Genomic DNA, 23,415 nt, shown 5'->3' with positions numbered 1-23,415 from the left:
TCGACCGCACTCGAAGTCAACTGTTGCGCCCGGGCGGATAACTCACCTAGCGTTGAGTTCAACGAGTGATGAGTTTGGGGAGGATCGATGGAGGATGCGATCGTGCTCCGCGACCTGGTCGTCGACCGGGGGCGGCGGCGCGTGCTGCACGGCATCAGCTGCGCGGTGCCGCGCGGCGTGGTCGCCGGGCTACTGGGCCCGAGCGGCAGCGGCAAGACCACCCTCATGCGCGCGGTGGTCGGGGTACAGGTCGTCGGGGGTGGCACGGCGACGGTGCTGGGCCGACCCGCCGGGTCGGCCGACCTGCGCCGGCGGGTCGGTTACCTGACCCAGGCGCCGAGCGTGTACGCCGACCTCACGGTGCGGGAGAACGCCCGCTACTTCGCCGCCCTGCACGGGCGCGGCCGGGCCGACGCCGACCGGGCGATCGCCGACGTGGGCCTGGGCGCGGCGGCGGGGCAGCTGGTCGGCACCCTCTCCGGCGGGCAGCGCAGCCGGGCCTCGCTCGCCTGCGCGCTGGTGGGCGAGCCGGAGCTGATCGTCCTCGACGAGCCGACCGTCGGGCAGGATCCGGTGCTCCGCGCGGAGCTGTGGAGCCGTTTCCACGAACTGGCGGCGAGCGGGGTGACGCTGCTGGTGTCGAGCCACGTGATGGACGAGGCGGCCCGGTGTGACCGGCTGCTGCTCATCCGGGAGGGCCGTCTGATCGCCGACGACACCCCGGACGCGGTCCGCGCCGCCGCCGGGGTCTCCGACCTCGACGAGGCCTTCCTGCGCCTGATCCGGGCGAGCGAGACCGGCGCCGGGGTGGCGGCCGGCGCCGGAGGGGAGGCGTCGTGAACCCGCGGATCCTGGCGGTCACCACCGGCCGCATCCTGCGCCAGCTGCGCCACGACCGGCGTACGGTGGCGCTGCTGCTGGTCGTGCCCGCGCTGCTGCTGACGCTGGTCTACTACATGTACGCCGACCAGCCCGCCCGGTCCGGCGAGGTGTCCACCTTCGACCGGATCGCGCTGGTGATGCTCGGCTTCTTCCCGTTCATCGTCATGTTCCTGGTGACCAGCATCGCCATGCTGCGCGAGCGCACGACCGGCACCCTGGAGCGCCTGCTCACCACCCCGCTGGCCAAGGCCGACCTGCTCTTCGGCTACGGCATCGCCTTCGGGCTGGCCGGGGCGGTGCAGGCCGCCGTCGCGTCCGCGCTGGCGTACTGGCTCTTCGACCTGGACACCGCGGGCGGGAGCGGTTTCGTGATCATGATCGCGGCGTTGAACGCGGTGCTGGCCGTCGCGCTCGGCCTCTTCTGCAGCGCCTTCGCCCGCACCGAGTTCCAGGCCGTACAGTTCATGCCGGTCGTGGTCGCCCCCCAGCTGCTGCTCTGCGGGCTCTTCGTGCCCCGCGACGAGATGGCCGGCTGGCTCCAGGCGATCAGCGACGTGCTGCCGCTGTCGTACGCCGTCGAGGCGTTGCAGGAGGTCGGCGCGCACGCCGAGCCGACCGGCACGATGTGGCGGGACGTGGCGGTGGTCGCCGGCGCGGCGGTGCTCGCGCTGGTGCTCGCCGCGGCCACGCTGCGGCGACGCAGCGGCTGACCGACCGGCCCCGTTCGCCGGGCCGGCGCCACGGCGGCCCGGCGGGCGGGGCGGGAGCGAGGAACGGAGTGAATGGCGGCGATGGCGCGACGGACCGGCCGGCGACCCGGCAACCCGGGCACCCGCGAGGCGATCCTCTCGTCGGCGCGGTCCGCGTTCGCCGAACGAGGCTTCGACGCGGCCTCGATCCGGACCATCGCCGCCACCGCCGGCGTGGACCCGGCGCTGGTGCACCACTACTTCGGCAGCAAGGACCAGCTCTTCCTGGCCGCGATGCAGGCGCCGGTCGACCCCCGGGAGCTGCTCCCCGGGGTGATCGCCGGTGACCGGGACGGCATCGGCGAGCGGCTGGTCCGCACCTTCCTCGGCGTCTGGGACTCGCCGGCCAGCACCGCCGGGGTGGCGCTGCTGCGCTCGGCGGTGAGCAACGAGTGGACCGCCCGCCTGCTGCGCGAGTTCGTGGTGACCCAGGTGCTGCGTCGGGTGCTGGAACACCTCGACGTCGACCCGGCCGAGCTGCCGCTGCGCGGGTCGCTGGTCGCCACGCAGCTGGTCGGGCTGGCCATGATGCGGTACGTGATCCGGCTGGAGCCGGTCGCCTCCGCCGCCCCGGAGACCCTGGTCGCGACGGTCGGCCCGACCGTCCAGCGCTACCTGACCGCCGAACTTCCCAGCGGGTAGGCCCGCGTGCGGTGGCCCGCCCGGCGGCGGGACGCCCACGTCACGATCGGTGCCGGGCCGCGCCGCAGCGGCGTGCCGCGCGGGCAGCCGCGCCGACGGGTGCGCCGACCGCCGGAAGGGCGACCGGCGCACCCGGACCTCCGTCAGACCTCAGTCGGCCGAGTTGTACGCCCGCGCGGACACCCGCACGCGGCCCCGCAGGTCCAGCCGCGCCGGCCACGAGATCTCCACCTGACGCGACTCACCCGGCAGGAGCCAGAAGTAGTTCTCGTCGTACCGGGCGGGCAGCACCCGGTCGCCGTTCGAGTCACGCACGCCCAGCCGGACCAGCGCGGCCACCGTGCCGCCCTCGTTGCGCACCGTCGTGCTGACCGTGGCACGACCGCCGGCGGCGCGTACGCCACCGGTCTTCGTCGACAGGCGGGTGCGCCCGAGGTCGTTGAGCGCCCGCATCTCCTCGGCCGCGCCGTAACGCCAGTAGGTGTTCTCCGAGAGCAGCCGGCCGCGCCCGTCACGCAGCTCCAGCCGGACGAGGTGCAGCCCGCCGCCCTCCGGGGCGGGCACCACGAACGCCGCCGAGGTGGACGAGGCCGCCACGGTCACCCGCTGGCTCCGCGGCGCGCCCAACGACCGGCCCCGCAGGTCGTACCGGCGGGCGGTGACGGTGGCGCCGGCGAGGGCCGTCGTGGTGTGGTTGACGGCCCGCACCCGCCAGGTGCCCGGGTCCGCCTGGACGTGCAGCGGCTCGCAGCCCTTCCGGGTGCCGAAGTACGCGCCGTTCACGTCCAGGTCGTAGTCGTAGGTCTGCCAGACGGTGCTGTGCCACGCCGGATGCGACATCCACAGCAGCAGGCCGGTGGCGTCCTGCCACAGGTTGGCGTTCCACGCCTCGAACATGGCGCGGTGGCTCTCGTAGTTGACGAACTGGGCCCGGGTGGCGAACTCCTCGAGGGAGCCGGATTCGCCGAGCCGCGCGTCGATCGCCTCGTGGTACGTGCCGACGCGCTGGTTGCCGATAATCGACCAGTCGTGGTGGTTCCAGACCACGCTCGGCGGCCACTCCGGCTCGTCGCCGACGAGGTTGCGCATGCTCTCCACGACGGAGACCACCGGCATGCCGATCTCGGTGTGGAAGCCGAAGGAGTCGGCCTCGTAGATCTTGTTGTCGACGTACGTCGCCGGGTCGACCCAGTGGTACGGCCCGCGCCCGCTGACGATGCCGCTCGCGGAGTTCGGGATGTAGAGGATCTCCGGGTGCTCGGCGGCGACCGCCTGCTTGAGCCCCGCGTCGACGATCGGCGGCGGGTCGCCCTCGTTGGCACCGCACCAGACGACGATGCTCGGGTGGTGGCGGTACCGCCGGATCGTGTCGGCGGCGATGTCGACGTAGCCGGGCGGGTTGGGCAGGAACTGGCCGGCCTGCCAGAAGTCGTTCCAGACGAGGATGCCCTGCTCGTCGCAGGCCTGGTAGAGCTCCTCGCGGTTGCTGCTGCCGAGCCAGTTCCGGATCATCGTGAAGTTCATGTCGCGGTGCATCTCGACCGTGTCGGCGAGCCGGTCGGGCAGCACCCGGCGCAGCAGCTCGTCCCAGCCCCAGTTGCCGCCCCGGGCGAACACCGGCACGCCGTTCACGCTGATCTTCAGCTCGGTGATCTTGTTGCTCACCGACGTGACGTCGGTCCACCGCTGCCCGTCGTCGGAGACCTGGATGACGAAGTCGCGGGCGTACGCCTGCTCCCAGACGATCGTCACCTGGTCGAAGCGGACCGGCCCGCCGAGGTCGACCTGGATCCACTGGTCGTCCTCCGCCTTCGACGCCCAGCGGGTGCGCGGGTTGCCGTCGACGGCCCGCTCGGGGCCGGTCGAGTCGCTGTCGGCGGAGGAGGCGCGCGCGGGGGCGTGCAGGGCCAGGTCGGTCTCCGGTTCGGCCTGCCGCCCCACCGAGAGCGTCCACATCGAGACGCCCCACGAGGTGGCCCGGGTACCGGCCTGGATGCGCAGGTGCTGGGCGGTCTGCTCGGGGAACGTCTCGACCTGCGTGGCCCGGCTGCCCAGCGGGGTCTCGTTGCTGACCGCCCTCACGTCGGTGAAGGACTCCCCGTCGGCGGAGACCTGGACGCGGTAGTCGAGCGCGTACGCCTGCTCCCAGACGATGGTGACCCGGTCGAAGTCGACAGCCTCGCCGAGGTCGACCCGGATCCACTGGTCGTCCTCGTACTCGGAGGCCCAGCGGGTCGTGGGATCGCCGTCGACGGCGTTGGCGGGGACGTTGGTGTCGTTCTCCGAGCCGGAGGCGGTCGCCGCCTTTCCCCGGGCCAGGTCGGGGCCGTCGCCGTCGGCCACCGAGAGCGTCCACATCGAGACGCCCCAGCCGGTGGCGCGCTGACCGGCCTGGATCCGGACGTGCCGGGCGTGCCGGCGGTCGAAGGTGACGGTCTGCGTCGCGGCCCCGTCGACGAAGTCCAGCGGGGGCGTGCCGGGTGGCGAGATCTGGATCGGCTGGTGCCAGTCGTAGCCGAACTCGCGGACGCCGAACCGGACTTCCCGCCGGTCGCTGGGCTTGCGGCCGACGGTGGCGGTGAGCTTCAGGTCGTAGAGGTGGGGCTCGCCGTAGCCGTTGGGCCACCAGAGCCGGGGGTTGCGCAGCCGCAGCGCGTGGAAGCGCTCGGGCGTGAACTCCACTGTGGTGTCCCCGCCGGCCGGTACGGTCACCGTGGTCTCGACCCTGACCTTGTCGAACTCCGCGCGGACGGTCACGGTGGTGGCCGTGGCGGCGGCGTTGCGCACCGGTACGGCGATGGTGACCTCGGCGGTGCCGGTGCCCGGCAGGTCGGGCAGGGTGGTCTTGACGTACGGGTCGCCGAGGACGGCCGCGCCGGTGCTGCGCAGCCGGACGTGGTTCCAGATGCCGGTGACCCGGTCGCGGACCGCGGGCATCCAGTCCCAGCCGGAGACGGCGAGGTAGGTCGGCGCGTCGAGGTAGTGGTGGGCCGACTGGAGGAAGGTCCGTCCGTCGGCCCCCTTGTCGCCGGGGGTGCCGGGGTGCGGCATCGGGGTGACCTGCACGGCCACGACGTGCTCGGCGTGACCGGCGAGCGCGGCGGTGACGTCGAAGGCCGCCCGGGCGAAGGGGTGCTTGACGTCGCCCACCCGCTTCCCGTTGACCCAGGCGGTGGCCTCGTGGTTGACGCCGTCGAACTCGAGCCACACGTGGCGGCCGGCGGAGGTGTCCAGCCCGCGGGGCAGCCGCAGGGCGCGCCGGTACCACCAGGAGTGCCGGGAGAGCGCCTCCGGGATGCGCATGTTGTTGAAGCCGGAGACCGGGTCGGGCAGGTGACCGCGGTCGACGAGGGTGCCGAGCACGGTGCCGGGCACGGTGGCGGGGAGCCAGTCCCGCACGTCGACTCCGCCGGTGGAGAGCTTCGCGCCGTCGGTGGTGGGGGCGAAGTCGTCCATCGTCAACGACCAGCCGGACTCCAGCGCGACGGTCCCGTCGGCGGCCACGGTGAGCGCGGGCGCCGGCTTGGTGTTGCCCCCTTCCCAGCTCGTCCAGCCACGGGCCGGCGGCCGGTGGCCGAGCGCGGTGCCGTAGACCTGGAACCCGTTGAGGCCGACGGGGTTGCTGTTCGAGCGCTTCGTGGCCGTCATCCGGATCCACCGGGCGGTGACCGGCTCCGGAAGCCGGATCGCCTGGGATCCGCCCTGACCCTCGGTGGTCTCGTGGACGGTCCGCCAGCTCCGCCCGTCGGAGGAGACCTCGAGCCGGTACGCCACGGCGACGCTGGAGAGGATCTCGTCGCCGTCGGTGTCGGTGTAGTTGCCGTCGAACGGCCCGTCGGCGAGCGTGGCCTCGAAGACCAGGGTCACCGCCTCGATCCGGCACGGGGCCTGGAGGTCGATCGAGATCCACTGTGGATCGGCGACGGCCGCCGCCCGCCAGCCGCTGCCGCGTACGCCGGCCTGCGGCAGTCCGTCCACGGCGAACGAGCCCGGCGTGGGCGCGTAGTCGGTCGAGGAGACGCTCACCGGCCGGTACCGGGCCAGGTCGGTGGCGGCGCTTCCACTCGCCGGCACGGCGGCCGCCGCCCCGGCGGCCTCGGGCAGCGCGGCGGCCACGCCGACCGAGGCGAGCAGGGTGGCGCTCGTGGACAGGAAGGTTCGCCGCGACATGGACGCGGAGTCGGACATGATGCCTCCCGGGCTGACAACGTTGTCAGATCCTCGCGGCGAACGATCACACGTGTCAAGGTGTTGTCGCCGGCTCGATCCACCCGTCGCCCGGGGGCGGTAAGGTCTCGCAGGTGACCAGCGCTCCCGGCCGTACCAAGCGACCCACCATGGTGGACGTGGCCGCCCTCGCCGGCGTGAGCGTGAAGACGGTCTCCCGGGTCGTCAACAACGCGCCCTACGTGCAACCGGAGGTGGCCCAGCGGGTCCTCGCCGCCGTCGCCGAGCTCGGCTTCCGCCGCAACCACCTGGCCAGCTCGCTCCGCTCCGGCCAGGCCACCGCGACGATCGGGCTGCTCATCGAGGAGATCGCCAACCCGTTCTACGCCACCATCGCGGGCGCCGTCGCCGAGGTCGCCTCCGAGCACGACACGATGCTGCTCATCGCCAGCTCCGAGGAGAACCCGGCCCGGGAGCAGCAGCTGCTGCGCGACCTCTGCGCCCGCCAGGTGGACGGCCTGCTCGTCGTACCCGCCGGTGACGACCACGCGTTCCTCCGCAGCGAGGTGGAGCGCGGCACCCCGGCGGTCTTCCTGGACCGGCCGGCCGGCGGGTTGCCCGCCGACACGGTGCTGCTGGACAACCGTGGCGGGGCCCGGGCCGGGGTCCGGCAGCTCGTCGAGCTCGGGCACCGCCGGGTCGGCATCCTGCTCGACTCGACAGCCATCTACACCATGCGGGAACGGCTCGCCGGCGCGCGGGACGCGCTCGCCGCGGCCGGGCTGGCGGACGACCGCCTGATCCGCTACGGCATCCGGGACCCGGAGACGGCCGCCCGGGTCGTCGGCGAGCTGCTCGACGAGCCCGAACCGCCGAGCGCCTTCTTCGCCCTCAACAACCGGATCTCACTCGGCGCGGTGGAGGAGCTGCACCGCCGGGGCAGCGCAGCCGCCCTGCTCGGCTTCGACGACTTCGACCTGTCCCGGCTGCTGCCCTACCCGTTCACCGTGGTCGCCTACGACACCCGCACGCTGGCGCGTACCGCCGCCGAACTCCTCTTCCGCCGGATCCAGGGCGACCGTTCCGCGCCGCGCGACCTGCTGATCCCCACAGTGCTCGTCGACCGGGGCCTGCCCCGGCGCTGAGCCTCCCCGTTCCCGGCGGTTCTCGCCATGGCCGGCGCGGGGGACGGCGGTCAGCCGGCGGCGGCGCGCGGGCAGATCATCGGGTGCAGCAGCCGGACCAGCTCGGCGTGGTCGGCCACCGGCGCCGGGAAGGCCAGCCGCGCCCGCCGCCGGGTCCCCGGCCCACCGAGGGCCACGACGAGACCGTAACGGTCCATCCGCACCACGCGGGGCGGGTCGGCCGGGTCGTCGGCGGTCAGGCCGAACTGCCGGCGCAGGTAGGCGGTCACCTCGGCGCCGTGATGGTCGGCGAGGTCGGCCAGCAGCTCCGCCTCCATCGGGTGGAGCGGATCGGGCTCGGCCCCGGCGTACACCTCGGGGTCGACGCGGCGGACGGCGTCGGCGCGTTCCCAGCGGGCCTCGGCCACCTCGAAGCGGAACAGGCGGAACCGCTGGCCGAGGTCGAGCAGGTCACCGGTCGGCTCGACGGCGGCGAAGTCCTGCGCCGCGGCGCGGGCCTGCGCGCCGCCCAGTTCGACCGCCCAGCCGGAGACCCAGGCCCGCCCGAGCGAGGGTGCGCCCGCCGCGGGCGGCAGGTCCAGCACGTCGAGGACGATCGCCACGTCCTCCTCGCCGTCGGCCGGGCGCAGCGCCGCGGCGAGGTCGCTGACCACCGGCACGAGCAGTAGCACCCGTCCCTCCGGGTCGGTCACGTGCCGTACGTGGTGCGGACCGGGCCGGTGCGCCAGGTGAACGAGGCCGGGGAGCCGACCCGCGACAAGGGTGCGGACGATCTCCGCGGGGCTGGGTCCCATGGCACGACCTCCTGCATAGGTTAGGCTTACCTAACTAGCACCATAGAGCACCCGATCGGAGACGTCCACGTGAACCACGCCCGGCCCAAGGCCCGGCTTTCCCGCGCCCTCGGCATCCCCCTCACCGCCAAGTGCGTCCGCTACGTCGAGCGCCGCCCCTACCCCCCGGGGGTGCACGGGCGGCAACGCCGCAAGACCTCGGACTACCAGGTACGGCTGCTGGAGAAGCAGCGGCTGCGCCACCAGTACAACGTCAGCGAGACCCAGCTGCGCCGCACCTTCGACGAGGCCGCCCGGGGCACGGGCAAGACCGGCGAGCGGCTGGTCGCGCTCCTGGAACGCCGCCTCGACGCCGTGGTCCACCGCGCCGGCCTGGCCCGCACCATCTACCAGGCGCGCCAGCTGGTCGCGCACGGCCACATCACCGTCGACGGCCGGAAGGTCGACCGCCCCTCCTACCGGCTGCGCCCCGGCCAGATGGTAGGCGTCCGCGCGCGCAGCCGTGAGCGGCTGCCGTTCCAGGCCGCGGCCGCCGGCGCGAACCGGGGAGACGGCCCGGGGCAGCCGTACCTGGACGTGGACCTGGCCGGCCTCCGGGCGACGCTGCTACGCGAGCCGACCCGGGACAAGGTGCCGGTGATCTGCGACGAGCAGCTCGTCGTCGAGTACTACTCCCGCTGACCCCGCCGCCCCGGCACGGTCACCCGTGCCGGGGTCAGCGGGTCTGCTCCAACCAGGAGGCGTAGAGCAGCCCGTAGGTCGACTCCGGGTCACGGACCAGCTCGTCGTGCGGTCCGCGCTGCACGATCCGACCCCGGTCGACGACGATCACCTCGTCCGCGGCCTGGGCGGTCGAGAGCCGGTGCGCGATGGCGAGGGTGGTCCGACCCCGGGTGACCGCGTCCAGGGTCCGCTGCAGGCGCACCTCGGTGGCCGGGTCGACGGCGCTGGTCGCCTCGTCGAGCACCAGCAGGTCCGGGTCGGCCACGTACGCCCGGGCCAGCGCCACCAGCTGCCGCTCCCCCACGCTCAACGCCTCGCCGCGCTCACCGACCGGAGTGTCCAGCCCGGCGGGCAGCCCCTCCAGCCAGTCGGCCAAGCCCAGTTCGCTGAAGGCCGCCACGAGCTGCGCGTCGGAGAGCTCCGGACGGGCGAACCGGACGTTCTCCCCCACCGTCGCGTCGAAGAGGAAGCCGTCCTGGGGGACCATCACCACCCGGGCGCGCAGCGAGGCGAACCGCACCTCGTTCAGCGGCACCCCCGAGAGCAGCACCGCGCCGTCGGTCGGGTCCATGAGCCGGGTGAGCAGCTTGGCGAAGGTCGTCTTGCCGCTGCCCGTCTCGCCGACCACCGCCACCCGGCTCTTCGCCGGGATCTCCACGTCGATGTCGTGCAGCACCTGCGCACCGCCCGGGTACGCGAAGCCCACCCCGGTGAAGCGGATGTCCAGCGGGCCGGACGGCAGGTCACGGCCCTGCTCGGCCGGGTCCGCCACGTCCGGGGCCACGTCGAGCACGTTCAGCACCCGACGCCAGCCGGCGATGGCGTTCTGCGCCTCGTTGAGCACCTCCGTGGCGATCTGCACCGGCTGGATGAAGAGGGTGACCAGGAAGAGGAACGCGGTCAGCTGGCCGATGCTGAGCGAGCCCCCGACACCGAGGACGACCCCGAGCGCCACCACGCCGGCCAGCGCCAGCCCGGCGGCCAACTCGCCCACCGAACTGCCCATGATGCTGATCCGGATGGCCCGCTGCTGGGCCCGGCGCTGGCCGTCGATCGCCTCGTCGAGGCGGCGGGCGGTACGCCCCGCGATGCCGTACGCCCGGATCACCGGCGCGCCGACCACGCTCTCCCCGATCGCGCCGAGCAGCGTCCCGGTGCGCTGCCGCACGATGCCGTACGCGGTGCCGAGGCGCCGCTGCAGCGACCGGATCACGAAGACCGCGGGGAGGAAGGCGGCGAGGACCATCAACGTCAGCTGCCAGGAGTACGCCAGCATCACGATCGTGGTGACCACCAGCTGACCGAGGTTGACCAGCAGGATCACCCCGCCCCACTGGAGGAACTGGGTGATCTGGTCGACGTCGCTGGTGACCCGCGAGACCAGCGAGCCACGTCGCTCGGACTGCTGGTGCAGCATCGACAGGTCGTGCACGTGCCGGAAGGCCCGGATCCGGACGTTCGCCAGCGCGGTCTCGCTGACCGTGAACAGCCGGCGCATCATCAGGTAGCCGCAGAGCGTCGTCACCGCCAGGATGGCCGCGGCCGCCGCCACCACCGTCCAGACCACGTCCAGGTCGAGCCCGCCGACGATGCCGTTGTCGATGCCCTGCTGCACGGCGACCGGCACGGCCACCCGGCCGATCATGTAGATCAGGGCCAGCGCGAGCGTGCCGAGCAACCCGGTACGCAGCTCCGGGGAGAGCGCGAGGCCGCGCCGCAGGGTCTGCCAGGTCGTCTCGGGCGCCTCGGGCGCCTCCGCCCCGCGCTGCGCGGTGCTCGTCGCGCTCACCGGTCCCGCCTCTCGTTCGCGACTGCGGGGCTCCGCTGCGCTGCACTCCTCGCGCTCACCGGTCCACCTCGATCTCCAGACCCGAGTGCAGTGGATCCGCCTCGGGGTCGTACGGCTGCTCCTGGGCGCGTTCCACCTCGGCCTGCTCGTAGGCGGTGACCAGGTTCGCGTACCCGGGCACGGTGGCGAGCAGTTCGGCGTGCGTGCCCCGGGCCACCACCCGGCCCTGCTCGACGTAGATCACCTCGTCGGCGAGCGCGATGGTGGCCCGCCGGTACGCCACCACGAGGATCGAGGCCGGGGCGGCCCCGGGGCGGTCGGCGGAGCGCAGCCCGGCCAGGATGGCGGCCTCCACCCGCGGGTCGACCGCGCTGGTGGCGTCGTCGAGCACCAGCAGCCGCGGCCGTCCCGCCAGGGCCCTTGCCAGGGTGAGCCGCTGCCGCTGCCCGCCGGAGAGCGAGGTCCCGCGCTCCCCGACCATGGTGTCCAACCCGTCGGGGAGCGCGGCCACGAAGCCGTCCGCCTCCGCCAGCCGCAGCGCGGCCCACACGTCGTCGTCGGTGACGCCCGACCGGTCCAGCGCGATGTTCGCCCGGACGGTGTCGTCGAAGATGAACGGCACCTGGGCGACGAGCGCCGCGGTGCGGGCCAGTGACCCGGCGGTCAGCTCACGCACGTCCACACCGTCGAGGGTGACCGTGCCGGAGCGCGGGTCCACCAGCCGTACGGCCAGGGAGGCGATCGTCGACTTGCCGGCGCCGGTCGGCCCGACCAGCGCCACGGTCTTCCCGGCCGGCACGGTGAAGCAGACCTCGCCGAGCACCTGGGCGCCGGGCAGGTGCGCCTCGGCCGGCTCGTACGCGAAGGAGACGTCGTCGAAGGTGAGCGTGGCGGGTGTCGGGTCGGCGGGGTCGAGCTCGCGGTCGCCGTACGGCATCTCGCCGGTGGCGTCGAGCACCCGGCGCAACCGGTCCCATCCGGCGACGCTGCGCGGCAGCTCGGCCAGCACCCAGCCGATCGCCCGCACCGGGAAGGCCAGGACGGTGAAGAGGAAGGCCACGCTGACCAGGTCGGCGACGCCGATGGCGCCCTGCCGGAGCCGGAACGTGCCGACCACCAGGACGGCGAGGGTGCCGAGGCTGGGCAGGGTCTCCAGCATCGGGTCGAAGACGCCGCGCAGCCGGCCTACCGCGATGAGCGAGTCCCGCAGTTCACCGGCCCGGCCGGCGAAGCGGCTGGTCTCCTGCGCCTCCCGCCCCATCGTCTTCACCACGAGCGCGCCGTCGAAGCTCTCGTGCGCGATGCCGCTGACCTCGGCGCGCAGCCGCTGGGCGCGCGCCTGCCGAGGCGCCATCCGGCGGGAGTAGACCACGTTCAGCGCGAAGAGCGCCGGGAAGACGGCGAGCCCGACCAGGGCGAGCGCCCAGTCGGTGACGAAGAGCGAGACGACCGCGCCGACCAGCATGACCAGCGTGCCGACCGCGAACGGCAGGGGCGCGATCGGGTACCAGGCGGCCTCGACGTCGGAGTTCGCGTTCGAGAGCAGGGTGCCGGTGGAGTTGCGGTGGTGCCAGGCCAGCGGCAGCTCCAGGTAGCGGCGGGTGACCCGGCGGCGGTAGGCGGCCTGGAGGCGGTACTGCATGTAGCCTGCACCGAGCCGGCGGCCGAAGATGCCCACCACCCGCAGCACGCTGATCCCGAAGAGCGCCACCGCGGCCAGCGCCAGGGTGCCCGCGGCGACCGAACCGCGTTCGATCGACGGGACGACCACGTCCCCGACCACCGCGCCGACCACGTACGCGCTGGCGATCACCATCGAGCCGAAGAGCACACTGCCGACGACCGCAACTGTGAAGATCCGTGGCTGCTCCCGGATCGCCCGCCCGAGGACCGCCAGTCCCCGGCCGACCACGTCCCGATTCGTACCGCTCGACACGTTCTCCCCCGCCGTAAGCCGTAATTATCTCCCCCATCCTTACCGGTCCGGGGGCGGCCCCGCCGTCCGCCCGGCTATGTCGGCCGTCACGTGGCCGACACTCCGGCGACCCCGGTCGTCGGGCGGCGCTCGGCGGGCCCGTGACCTGGTCGCCGGGGTCGCCGACGGGCCGACCGGCCGCCGGCGGCGCGCCGGGCGCCGCGTCCGGGCCTACCATCGGGTCATGCCCCGGTACGCCCGAGCCGAGCGCGACGCGCTGGCCGATCTCATGCTCACCCTGGGACCGGATGCGCCGACGGTCAACGAGGGCTGGTCGATCCGCGATCTCGCCGCGCACCTCGTGGTGCGGGAACGCCGGCCGGACGCCGCCGGCGGTCTCGTGCTCGCGCCGTTGCGCGGCTACGCCGAGCGGGTCCGCCGGGGCGTCGCCGCGCGTCCCTTCGCCGAACTGGTGGCCCAGGTGCGCCGGCCGCCGCTCTGGAGCCCGGTCAGCAACCCGCTCACCGACGAGCTGGCCAACACCATGGAGTTCTTCATCCACCACGAGGACGTGCGGCGGGGCGGGACGGGGTGGTCGCCTCGGGAGCTTCCCGCCGGGTTGCGGTCGGCCCTGTGGCGGCGGGCCGCCCCGCTGGCCCGGCTGGCGCTTCGTCGATTCCCCGCGGACGTCTACGTGCAGGCGCCCGGTCACGGGCAGCTCTCCGCCGGCCGGGGTGGCGAACGGGTGCGGCTGGTCGCGCCCCCCGGCGAACTCGCGCTCTTCCTCTCCGGGCGGCAACGGGTGTCCCGGGTCCAGCTGGACGGCCCGGCGGAGTTGACGCAGCGGCTGCGCGGGGCCGACCTGGGGATATAACTCAGTGCACATAATCGGTCACTCACCGACCGTCCTGCAATGTGCACCCAACGACCCGAACCGATCTTTGCTCCCGTACGCTTTCCCGCGTCGTTCGCACCGGACGGCGCGACTGGGGGCACCATGCGGACCTTCGCGGTCTCGGCGCTGCGGGAACCCCCCTTCCCCGCACGACGCCACGGCAGCACGGATCGGCTCACGGGGGAGAGCACAGCCTGGGCGCAGAGTTTCGGCCTGATCGAATCCGGTCACCGGCTGAGCCGGCTGCGCCGGGCCGACGCGGCCGGACTGGCCGGCCGGGCCGCGCCCGACGGCCCGATCGACGAGGTCCGCCTGCTGACCGACCTGATCTCCTGGCTCTTCGTGATGGACGACGCCTGCGACGAGGACGGTCTCGGCGCGGCGCCCACCCGGCTCGCACCGGTCGTCGCGAACCTGCTCGACGTGCTCGACCGGCACGGGGACGGCGCGGGGCCGGCGGCCGCCGGCCCGCTCGGTGCCGCGCTGCACGACCTCTGCCGCCGGGTTCGGGGCCGCGGACGGTCGGCCCTACTGCTGCGCTTCGTGAGCCGGGTCCGGGACTACCTGCTCGCGCTGCTGTGGGAGGCGAGCAACCGGGAGCACGGGCGGGCGCCCGGGGTGGCCGAGTACGTGCAGATGCGCCGGCACACCGGCGGCGTACACCCGAGTTTCGCGCTGACCGACCTCGCCCTGGCGGGCTTCCCGGGTGCCGCGACGCGGACCGAGCCGACCCTGCTCGCCGTGGACACGCTCGCGGCGGACCTGGTGTGCTGGTGCAACGACGTCTTCTCCTACTCCAAGGAGCGCGCCGCGCCGGACGGGCACAACCTGGTCACCGTGATCGCCCGGGAGTCCGGCCACGACGAGCAGGCCGCGCTGCGCGCGGCGGCGGACCGGTTCAACGACACGCTGTCGGCGTACCTGGCGGCGGAGGCGGAGCTCCTCGCGGCGGGCGACCCCTCGGTGCACCCGGTGCTCACCGCGCGACGCAACTGGATCCGGGCCACCTACGACTGGTCGCTGGTCGCCGCCCGGTACGCCTGAACGGCCACACCGGCCGCCGTTGCGGACGATCACCGGGGGTAGCCCGGCCGGGGGTGCCACGCATACCCTTCGGTAACCACCATGACGTGACGCCCGTCACGCCACACCCCCGAAGGCGGCACAGCGATGTCTCTCGATGTACCGTACCGTTCCATTCCCGACATGTTCCTCAAACGCGTGGCGGCGACCCCCGACCGCCAGGCTTTCGCCCACCCCGCGGCCGACGACTCCGGCCCCGTCTGGCTGACCTGGGCGCAGATGGCCCAGCGCGCCAAGGCGATCGCCGCCGGGCTGCACGGCCTCGGCGTGGGCCTGGAGAATCCGGTGGCGATCCTGGCGAACACCCGGATCGAGTGGGTGCTCGCGGATTTCGGGATCATGTGTGCCGGCGGTGCGACGACGACCGTCTACCCCACCACCGAGCCCGAGGACGCGACCTACATCATCGCCGACTCCGGTTCCCGGGTGCTCTTCGCCGAGAATCCGGCTCAGGCCGCCAAGGTGGCCGGCGCCGACCTGCCCGCGCTCACCCACGTGGTGCTCTTCGACGGCGCGCCCGACCCGGCCGCCGCCGTCCCCCAGCTCACCCTCGCCGAGCTGGAGCAGCGCGGCGAGCAGGCCCTCGCCGCCGAGCCCGACCTGATCGACATGATCGTCGCCGGCATCGGCCCGGAGAACCTGGCCACCCTCATCTACACCTCGGGCACCACCGGCCGCCCGAAGGGCGTCGAACTGCTGCACGGCGGCTGGTGCTGGGAGGGCGTGGCGCAGGCCAACCTGGGGCTGCTGCGGGAGGACGACCTGCAGTACCTCTGGCTGCCGCTGTCGCACTCGTTCGGCAAGACCCTGCTCTGCGGCGCGACCCACGTCGGCCTGCCGACCTACGTGGACGGCCGGGTGGACAGGCTGGTCGACCTGCTCGGCGTGATCCAGCCGTCGCTGATGTGCGGCGCGCCGCGCGTCTTCGAGAAGGTCTACAACCGGACGGTGACCACCGCGCAGGGCGGCGGCGGCGCGAAGGCGAAGATCTTCGCCTGGGCCGTCGAGGTCGGCAAGAAGAAGGTCGCCCTGGAGCAGGCCGGCAGCCCGATCCCGGGCGGGCTGAGGCTGCGTTACCGGGTGGCCGAGAAGCTGGTGTTCAGCAAGCTCCAGGCCCGGCTCGGCGGGCGGATCCGGGTGCTGGTGTCCGGCGCGGCGCCGCTCAGCCCGGAGATCGCCACCTTCTTCGCCGCCGCCAACCTGCCGATCTCCGAGGGCTACGGCCTGACCGAGACCAGCGCCGGCAATTTCGTCAACCCACCGGACGGGCTGCGCATCGGCACGGTCGGCAAGGCGATGGGCGACCTGGAGTGCCGGATCGACACCGACGGGGAGATCCTGGTACGCGGCCGGCCGGTGATGCGCGGCTACCACAACCTGCCCGAGGAGACCGCCGCCGCGTTCACCGAGGACGGCTTCTTCCGCACCGGTGACATCGGCAGCCTGGACGCCGAGGGCTACCTGCGGATCACCGACCGGAAGAAGGACCTGGTCAAGACCTCCGGCGGGAAGTACGTCGCCCCCTCGCACATCGAGGGGATGTTCAAGGCGATCTGCCCGTACACCTCGCAGGCGATCGTGATCGGCCAGGCCCGCAACTACTGCACGATGCTGGTCACCCTCGACCCGGACGCGATCAAGGGCTGGGCGGCCGGCACCGAGCTGGCGGGACGCGACTACGCCGAGATCGTGGCCGCCCCGCAGGCGCAGGCCATGGTCGAGGAGTACGTGGCCCAGCTCAACGGCAGGCTCAACCGCTGGGAGACCATCAAGAAGGTCACCATCCTGCCGCGGGACCTGACCATCGAGGACGGCGAGATCACCCCGTCGCTGAAGATCAAGCGTCGCGGGGTCGAGACGAACTTCGCCGCCGAGATCGACAAGATGTACGAGGGCACCCTCGCCGAGCTCTGAGCCGCCCGCCGCCGGCCCCGTTTCCCGTCCCGGGGCGGGGCCGGTGGCGCGCTCAGGCGATGACCGCCGGCTCCCGCCACTGGGGACGGGCGGCCCGGTCCAGGTCGTAGCGGACCGCGGCGATCCGGCCCACCGCTTCGACGAGCTCCGCCGCGGGCAGGGTGAACGGCAGCCGGAGGAATCGCTCGAGGGTGCCGTCCAGACCGAACCGGGGACCCGGCGCCAGCCGTACGCCGACCTCCTCGGTGGCCCGGGCCAGGGCGCTGGAGATCGGCCCGTCGAGCTCCGCCCAGAGCGTCACCCCACCGCGCGGCACGGTGACCCGCCAGTCCGGCAGCCGCTCGGCGAGCGCGCCGAGCAGCGCGTCCCGCTGGACGGTGAGCTGGGCCCGGCGGTCCGCGACGATGCCCGACGCCTCGGCCAGCAGGTGCACCGCCACCAGCTGGTCCAGCACCGGGCTGGCCATGTCCACGCCGACGCGGGCCGCGGCCAGGCGCTGCACCTGCGGGGCGGAGGCGCGTACCCAGCCGATCCGCAGGCCCCCCCAGTACGGCTTGCTCATCCCGCCGATGGAGATCACCCGGGAGTGCCTGTCGAACGTCGCCACCGGCGGCGGCACCGGCGTGCCGTCCAGCGGCAGGCTCACGAAGGACTCGTCGACCACCAGGTCGGTACCGGCGGCATGCGCGGCGGCCACCACCCGCTCCCGCAGGTCGCCGGCCATCAGGTGGCCGGTGGGGTTCTGGAACTCCGGGATGAGGTAGGCCAGCTTCGGCCGGCCCTGGCGGATGCTGCCGAGCAGCAGGTCGGCGTCCCAGCCGGCGCCGTCCGAGGCGAGCCCGTGGGTGGCGATCCGGGCCCGGCGGGCGGCGAGCGCGGCGAGCGCGTTCGGGTAGGTCGGCGACTCGACCAGGACTCCGGCGCCGGGCGAGAGGGCCAGCCGCAGCACCAGGTCGAGGGCGTGCTGGGTGCCGCTGGTCACCATGATCTGATCGGGCGAGGTCGGCAGGCCCCGGTCGGTGTAGCCGCGTGCGACGGCCTCGCGCAGCTCGACGATGCCTGTCGGGTGGTAGCCGGCCCCGCTGAGGTAGCGGGGCAGGTCCTCGGTGGCGGCCCGGGCGGCCGGCACCAGCTCCGGCGGCGCGGCCAGCGCGGCGACGCCGAGGTCGATCGTGTCGACGTCGTCCACCGGTGTCCAGAGCCCGGTGCTGGTCACCCGGTGGTTTCCGGGCAGCATGGTCCAGCTGCCCGCGCCCCGCCGGCTGGCCAGGTGGCCGCTCTCCCGCAGCTGCCGGTAGGCGGCGGTGACAGTGGTCCGGCTGATCTTCAACGCCTGGGCCAGCTCCCGCTCGGCGGGCAACCGTACGCCCAGCGGCAGCCGTCCGTCGGCGAGCAGCCCGCGGATCGCGCCGGCGAGCGCGGCGTAGTCGGGGCTGCGTCGGCGACCGGGGAGCGCATGCCACTGCCCGAGCAGCCGGGCCAATTGGACTCCCCGCACCTGACTGGTCATGGCCACCTCCCCCGGATTGGCTCTATCACCCGATGAATTGGCACCTAGGGTGGCATGCATGGCAGCGATTGGCAATCTGCGGCACCGCCCGGTCCGCCGGCTGACCCAGCTCTACCTCGGCCTCGCCCTCTACGGGATCAGCATGGCGCTGATGATCCGCTCCGGGCTGGGCCTCAACCCCTGGGACGTGTTCCACCAGGGGCTCTCCGAGCGCACCGGCCTCTCCTTCGGCACCGTGACCATCGCCGTCGGCGCGGTCGTCCTGCTGCTCTGGATCCCGCTGCGGCAGCGGCCCGGCCTCGGCACGGTCAGCAACGTGGTGGTCATCGGTCTGGTCGTGGACGCGACGCTCGCGCTGCTGCCCACGGGCGGGCCACTGTGGATCCGGATCGGACTGCTCGTCACCGGCATCGTGGCCAACGGCGCCGCCACCGGCCTCTACCTCGGCGCCCGGCTCGGCCCCGGCCCGCGCGACGGCCTGATGACCGGCTTCGTGGCCCGTCGACCGCACCGCTCGATCCGGCTGGTGCGCACGGTGATCGAGATCACCGTGCTGGCGCTGGGCTTCCTGCTCGGCGGCACGGCCGGCGTCGGCACGGTGGCGTACGCGCTCGCCATCGGGCCGCTCGCCCAGTTCTTCGTACCGCTGTTCGCCATCCCGGACCCCGGGGACGTCGGCACCGGGCGGGTGGCCGCGCAGCCGGCCGGCTGACGCCTCGACCCCGTCCGGCCAGGAGACGTTCGCCGGGCGGGAGGGTGGACGCCGGCCAAGTGTTTCCTTCCGCGATCCGGACCGGCATCATCTCTGCATGGGGGAGAGCGGATGGCGCTGGAGCGACGCCTGGATCTTCGTGTCGTTGGTGATCGCGAGCGGCGCGGGGCGGCACCGCCGCTCCGCGTCCAGCCGACGCCCGGAGGGCGTACGCCTCGCCGACGTGCTCTCCACCGCCGACCACCTGAACCGGGCCATCCCGCAGCGGGACGAGGTCGAGGCGGCCGTGCGCCGGCTGCTCGGCGCCGGTCTGGTCAGTGTGGACGATGGCTGGTTCCGGATCACCGCCGAGGGTGAGCAACTCTGGCGCAGCCGACCCAGCGCCGGCGTGGCCACCACTGTGGACACCATGCAGGGCGTGCTCGGCCGCCGGCACGCGCCCGGCAGCGCGGAGTGGACGCTCGACGAGGCCGACCACGCCGCGGCCGTGCAGGAGTACGTCGTCCGTTCCATCCCGGCCCCGCGCCGCTCCCCGGAGGGACATCCGGACCGCTGACGCGGCGACCCGCCGCGGGTGCGGGCCGCCCGTCAGCGGACGGGGTGGCCGCAGTGGCGCAGCGCGCCCTTCACGTCGGCGACGGTCAGCTCGCCGAAGTGGAAGACGCTCGCGGCGAGCACCGCGTCCGCGCCGGCGTCGATCGCCGGCGGGAAGTGCGCCACCTCGCCCGCGCCGCCGCTGGCCACCACCGGCACGTCCACGACCTGCCGGACCGCCCGGATCAGCGCCAGGTCGAACCCGGCCTTGGTGCCGTCGGCGTCCATCGAGTTGACCAGCAGCTCCCCGGCGCCCAACTCGGCGGCGCGGCGGGCCCAGTCGACCGCGTCGATGCCGGTGCCCCGGCGGCCGCCGTGCGTGGTCACCTCGAAGCCGCTGGCCGTGACACCCGGGGCGCGGCGCACGTCGAGCGAGAGCACCAGCACCTGCCGGCCGAACCGGTCGGCGATCTCGGCGATCAGCTCCGGCCGGGCGATCGCCGCAGTGTTCACCCCGACCTTGTCGGCGCCGGCGCGCAGCAGGGTGTCCACGTCGGTGACGCTGCGTACGCCGCCGCCGACGGTGAGCGGGATGAAGACCGACTCGGCGGTGCGCCGCACCACGTCGAGCATGGTGCCGCGGTCGCTGCTGGACGCGGTGACGTCGAGGAAGGTCAGCTCGTCCGCGCCGGCCCGGTCGTACGCCGCCGCGAGCTCGACCGGGTCGCCCGCGTCGCGCAGGTCGACGAAGTTGACCCCCTTGACCACGCGCCCGGCGTCCACGTCCAGGCAGGGGATCACCCGTACCGCCACCGTCATGTCGCCGAGCCTATCCCCCACGCCGGGCCGGACGCCCCGCCCGAGCCGTCGCGGGTGTCGCCGGTGGTGTGAACCCCGCCACCGGCCGCGGTGCGGACGGAGCCCCTCGCCACCGGGGACGGCGGGAGGGGCCCCTGGCGTTCGCCGGCTGCCCGCCCCCGGCGTCAGAGGCGGACCAGCATCTTGCCGAGGTTCTCCCCGCGGAGCAGGCCGAGGAACGCCGACGGGGCGTTCTCGATGCCGTCCACGACCGTCTCGTCGTACGAGACGCGCCCCTCTCGCAGCCAACCGGCCATCTCCTGGACGAACTGGTCGCGCAGCCCCTCGTGATCACCGACCAGGAAGCCGCGCAGGGTGAGCCGCTTGCCGATGACCTGCGCCAGGTTGCGCGGCGCGGCCGGCGGCACGGTGTCGTTGTACTGGGCGATCATGCCGCAGATCGCCACCCGGCCGTGCGGCCGCAGCGCCGAGATCGCGGCCTCCAGGTGGTCGCCGCCCACGTTGTCGAAGTAGACGTCGATCCCCTCCGGCGCGGCCGCCTTCAGCGACGTGCGGACCGGACCGTCGTGGTAGTCGAACGCCGCGTCGAAGCCGAGCGCGGCGAGCCGGTCGACCTTCGCCCGCGAGCCGGCGCTGCCGACGACCCGGGCGGCGCCCCGGAGCTTGGCGATCTGCCCGACCAGACTGCCCACCGCGCCGGCCGCGGCGGAGACGAAGACCGTCTCCCCCGGCCGCATCCCGGCCACCTCCAGCAGCCCGGCGTACGCGGTCAGCCCGGCCATGCCGAGCACCCCCAGGTAGGTGGTCTCCGGCGCCAGGGCCGGGTCGACCTTCCGGGCGGAGCGGGCGTCGACGAGCGCGTACTCCCGCCAGCCGAGCCCGTGCAGCACCGTGTCGCCGGGGGCGAAGCCGTCGGCCTCGCCGCCCAGCACCTCGCCGACCGCACCTCCGGTCAGGGGCGCGTCGAGCGCGTACGGCGGCACGTACGACTTCGCGTCGTTCATCCGGCCCCGCATGTACGGGTCGACCGACATGTACCGGTTGCGAACCAGGAGCTGCCCCGGCCCGGGCTTCGGCACCTCGGTCTCGACCAGCCGGAAGTTCTCCGTCGTCGGCCAGCCCTGCGGGCGGGACGCCAGGTGGATCTCCCGGTTCACCGTGCCGGTCACGCCGCCGCCCGGACGCGGAGCGCCACCTCGATATTGCCGCGGGTGGCGTTGGAGTAAGGGCAGACCTGGTGCGCCTGGGCCACCAGCTCCTCGGCGGCGGCCCGCGGGGCGGCGGGCAGGTCGACCACGAGCGTGACGGTCAGCGCGTAGCCGCCGGCGCCGTTCGGGCCGATGCCCACCTCGGCCTCGACGGCGGAGTCGGTCACGTCCGCCTTCGTCCGGCGGGCGACGGCCCGCAGCGCGGAGTGGAAGCAGGCCGCGTAGCCGGCCGCGAAGAGCTGCTCCGGGTTGGCGCCGCCACCGGCGCCGCCCATCTCGGTGGGGGGCACGAGGTCGAGGTCGAGGATGCCGTCGGCGGTGCGGACGTGTCCGCTGCGGCCGTCACCGGTGGAGGTGGCGGAGGCGGTGTAGAGCACCTGCATGAGGGGTCACTGCTCCTTCTGTCGGTGGACGGTCTCGGTGACCTGGGTGAGGGTGTCGCGGAGGGCGACCAGCTCGTTCTCGGAGAGCCCGGTGGCCCGGGCGATCCGCAGCGGCACGTCCTCCACCTGTCGCCGCAGCGCCCGACCGGCGTCGGTCAGCTCGACCTCGACCCGTCGCTCGTCGCGCGTCGACCGCCGCCGGCGCACCAGGCCCGCCTCCTCCAGCCGCTTGAGCAGCGGGGAGAGGGTGCCGGAGTCCAGCCGCAGTTCGGCGCCGAGAGCGGAGACGGTGGGGGCGTCGCCGTCGTGCTCCCAGAGGACCAGCAGCACCAGGTACTGCGGGTAGGTCAGCCCGACGGCGTCGAGGATGGGCCGGTAGACGTCGGTCACGGCACGCGACGCCGCGTAGAGCGCGAAGCACACCTGGCGGCGCAACACCAGGTCATCGGTCATCCCGGAAAGGTAACGCGCAATTAAATTGCGCGCAACCTTTCAGTCCGGCCGCCGCGCCCACCGCCGAGGTGACCTCGGCGGCTCAGCCGATCGGTCCCGCCGCCGCGTCCACCGGCGAGGTGACCGCGGCGGCTCAGCCGACGCAGAGTGGCGCGTCCGGAGGCACCGTCTCGCTCCGTCTCAGCACCACATGCTCGTCGCCCAGCTCGCCCCGATGCTTGATCGGCTTCGTGTTGAAGGTCCTGAGGAAGAAGTTGAGCACGTCGGCCACGACCTTCGGGATCGAGTAGTCGAGCCCGTACCGCAGGGTCAGGCCGAACCCCGCGCCCCGGCAGGCGAGCAGCGGCGCCCCCGCCCCCGAGCCGAGACTCGCGCCGACGGAGGCCCGCAGGGCGACGTACAGCCCCGCGTGGAACCCGACCACCCCGATCCCCACGCTGAACTTGACGTCGTAGCTGACGACCAGCCCGCTCACCCCGACCGAGACACCCGTGATCGAGTTCGTGAGGCTCTTGCGGACGCCGAACCCGCCCGGCGAGACCGGACCCCAGTACGGGCGGTGGTACCCGTAGCCGAAAGCGCCCGTCAGGGCGTACTCGCCGCCCGCCTCCAGGTAGCCGTCCTTCGCGCTGAACGCCGTCTTGATCTCCAACGACTGGCTGACCCGGACCGAGAAGGGCACCCCGAGGATTGTCGCGATCGGAAAGTCGAACGACGTCGGCAGCACGAGGGACTTCGACAGGTTCCGGGTGTTGCCGACCTTGGTCGCCGCCTTGACGGCCACCCGCAGGCCGGCACCGCCGGTGATGGAGAACTCCGCCCGGGTGATCGAGGCGCCCGAGATGGCGAAGTCGAAGGTGCCCCTCGGTCGCTCCATGAGCAGACTCACCGAGCCGCTCATCCGGATCTCGCTGTCGTCGTAGTCGAAGCGGGCGGTCACCCCGTCACCGCAGCACTCCGCCGTCAGCCGGGCGTCCCCGGCCTGCGCCGTGTCCGAACCGCTCAGCCGCCCCGGCGGCGCCGGCGGGCGGGGCGCCGGCGCACCGGCCGGCACGAGACGGGCCCGCCCCACCGGCGCTCCACCGCCCGGCCCGGCCC

At 73.6% G+C, this 23,415-nt stretch carries 19 protein-coding genes and 1 pseudogene; 10 read left to right on the top strand and 10 right to left on the bottom strand.

What is annotated here, in order from left to right:
- The first annotated feature begins 87 nt into the window (after window positions 1-87).
- From E1211_RS11720 to E1211_RS11710, 3 genes are all read left to right on the top strand, one after another.
- The gene (locus E1211_RS11720) at window positions 88-840 is read left to right on the top strand and encodes an ABC transporter ATP-binding protein (RefSeq protein ID WP_132348338.1); all 753 of its coding nucleotides are present in this window, start codon (window positions 88-90) and stop codon (window positions 838-840) included.
- A complete protein-coding gene (locus E1211_RS11715; RefSeq protein WP_132348336.1) occupies window positions 837-1,592 on the top strand; it encodes an ABC transporter permease in 756 nt (251 codons plus the stop codon). Before E1211_RS11720 ends, E1211_RS11715 begins: the two co-directional genes overlap by 4 nt.
- 81 nt (window positions 1,593-1,673) lie before the next feature.
- Window positions 1,674-2,273, top strand: coding sequence for a TetR family transcriptional regulator (locus E1211_RS11710; protein ID WP_132348334.1), 600 nt, complete (start codon window positions 1,674-1,676; stop codon window positions 2,271-2,273).
- A 150-nt stretch (window positions 2,274-2,423) separates the two neighbouring features.
- On the opposite strand, the gene E1211_RS11705 is transcribed toward E1211_RS11710, so the two are convergent.
- The gene (locus tag E1211_RS11705) at window positions 2,424-6,461 is read right to left on the bottom strand and encodes a discoidin domain-containing protein (protein WP_132348332.1); all 4,038 of its coding nucleotides are present in this window, start codon (window positions 6,459-6,461) and stop codon (window positions 2,424-2,426) included.
- A gap of 149 nt (window positions 6,462-6,610) precedes the next feature.
- On the opposite strand from E1211_RS11705, the gene E1211_RS11700 reads away from it, so the two are divergent.
- Entirely contained in the window at window positions 6,611-7,585 is a 975-nt protein-coding gene (locus E1211_RS11700) for a LacI family DNA-binding transcriptional regulator (RefSeq protein ID WP_132348356.1), read from the top strand.
- Window positions 7,586-7,635: 50 nt separating this feature from the next.
- Here E1211_RS11700 and E1211_RS11695 read toward each other — a convergent pair whose 3' ends face one another.
- Complete coding sequence (locus E1211_RS11695; RefSeq protein ID WP_132348330.1) at window positions 7,636-8,379, bottom strand: DUF2470 domain-containing protein; 744 nt, start codon at window positions 8,377-8,379, stop codon at window positions 7,636-7,638.
- 69 nt (window positions 8,380-8,448) lie between these two features.
- Between E1211_RS11695 and rpsD the strand changes: the two genes are divergently transcribed.
- On the top strand, window positions 8,449-9,060 hold the full coding sequence (gene rpsD, locus E1211_RS11690) for a 30S ribosomal protein S4 (RefSeq protein ID WP_132348328.1): 612 nt from the start codon (window positions 8,449-8,451) through the stop codon (window positions 9,058-9,060).
- A gap of 34 nt (window positions 9,061-9,094) precedes the next feature.
- Here rpsD and E1211_RS11685 read toward each other — a convergent pair whose 3' ends face one another.
- Entirely contained in the window at window positions 9,095-10,891 is a 1,797-nt protein-coding gene (locus tag E1211_RS11685) for an ABC transporter ATP-binding protein (protein ID WP_132348326.1), read from the bottom strand.
- Window positions 10,892-10,946: 55 nt separating this feature from the next.
- Complete coding sequence (locus E1211_RS11680) at window positions 10,947-12,827, bottom strand: ABC transporter ATP-binding protein (RefSeq protein WP_132348324.1); 1,881 nt, start codon at window positions 12,825-12,827, stop codon at window positions 10,947-10,949.
- A gap of 223 nt (window positions 12,828-13,050) precedes the next feature.
- On the opposite strand from E1211_RS11680, the gene E1211_RS11675 reads away from it, so the two are divergent.
- The 3 genes from E1211_RS11675 (at window position 13,051) to E1211_RS11665 (ending at window position 16,698) form a co-directional block, all read left to right on the top strand.
- Window positions 13,051-13,680 carry a TIGR03085 family metal-binding protein gene (locus E1211_RS11675; RefSeq protein ID WP_132348322.1) on the top strand — a complete coding sequence of 210 codons (630 nt, stop codon included), beginning with the start codon at window positions 13,051-13,053 and terminating at the stop codon, window positions 13,678-13,680.
- Window positions 13,681-13,803: 123 nt separating this feature from the next.
- Window positions 13,804-14,745: a terpene synthase gene (locus E1211_RS11670; RefSeq protein ID WP_132348320.1), complete on the top strand. Its 942-nt coding sequence runs from the start codon at window positions 13,804-13,806 to the stop codon at window positions 14,743-14,745.
- Window positions 14,746-14,871: 126 nt separating this feature from the next.
- Window positions 14,872-16,698 carry a long-chain fatty acid--CoA ligase gene (locus E1211_RS11665; RefSeq protein ID WP_132348318.1) on the top strand — a complete coding sequence of 609 codons (1,827 nt, stop codon included), beginning with the start codon at window positions 14,872-14,874 and terminating at the stop codon, window positions 16,696-16,698.
- A 52-nt stretch (window positions 16,699-16,750) separates the two neighbouring features.
- On the opposite strand, the gene E1211_RS11660 is transcribed toward E1211_RS11665, so the two are convergent.
- Window positions 16,751-18,208, bottom strand: a complete 1,458-nt coding sequence (locus E1211_RS11660; RefSeq protein ID WP_132348316.1) for a PLP-dependent aminotransferase family protein — start codon at window positions 18,206-18,208, stop codon at window positions 16,751-16,753.
- Window positions 18,209-18,266: 58 nt separating this feature from the next.
- Between E1211_RS11660 and E1211_RS11655 the strand changes: the two genes are divergently transcribed.
- On the top strand, window positions 18,267-18,920 hold the full coding sequence (locus E1211_RS11655) for a YitT family protein (RefSeq protein ID WP_132348314.1): 654 nt from the start codon (window positions 18,267-18,269) through the stop codon (window positions 18,918-18,920).
- Window positions 18,921-19,017: 97 nt separating this feature from the next.
- Window positions 19,018-19,476, top strand: a complete 459-nt coding sequence (locus E1211_RS11650; RefSeq protein ID WP_132348312.1) for a hypothetical protein — start codon at window positions 19,018-19,020, stop codon at window positions 19,474-19,476.
- Between the two features lie 32 nt (window positions 19,477-19,508).
- Here E1211_RS11650 and hisF read toward each other — a convergent pair whose 3' ends face one another.
- From hisF to E1211_RS11625, 5 genes and pseudogenes are all read right to left on the bottom strand, one after another.
- The gene (gene hisF, locus E1211_RS11645) at window positions 19,509-20,273 is read right to left on the bottom strand and encodes an imidazole glycerol phosphate synthase subunit HisF (protein ID WP_132348310.1); all 765 of its coding nucleotides are present in this window, start codon (window positions 20,271-20,273) and stop codon (window positions 19,509-19,511) included.
- 164 nt (window positions 20,274-20,437) lie between these two features.
- The gene (locus E1211_RS11640; protein WP_132348308.1) at window positions 20,438-21,442 is read right to left on the bottom strand and encodes an NADP-dependent oxidoreductase; all 1,005 of its coding nucleotides are present in this window, start codon (window positions 21,440-21,442) and stop codon (window positions 20,438-20,440) included.
- Window positions 21,439-21,864, bottom strand: a complete 426-nt coding sequence (locus E1211_RS11635) for an organic hydroperoxide resistance protein (protein WP_132348306.1) — start codon at window positions 21,862-21,864, stop codon at window positions 21,439-21,441. The genes E1211_RS11640 and E1211_RS11635 overlap by 4 nt, the downstream gene beginning before the upstream one ends.
- A 6-nt stretch (window positions 21,865-21,870) precedes the next feature.
- Window positions 21,871-22,317 (bottom strand): MarR family winged helix-turn-helix transcriptional regulator, encoded by a 447-nt coding sequence (locus E1211_RS11630; protein WP_132348304.1) that lies wholly within the window; start codon window positions 22,315-22,317, stop codon window positions 21,871-21,873.
- Window positions 22,318-22,450: 133 nt separating this feature from the next.
- A pseudogene (locus tag E1211_RS11625) lies at window positions 22,451-23,415 on the bottom strand (hypothetical protein); the annotation flags it as partial.

This window comes from Micromonospora sp. 15K316 (assembly GCF_004348525.1).
In the GTDB taxonomy this organism is placed as follows: Bacteria; Actinomycetota; Actinomycetes; order Mycobacteriales; family Micromonosporaceae; genus Micromonospora.
This window is presented reverse-complemented; position numbering and strand designations above follow the sequence as displayed.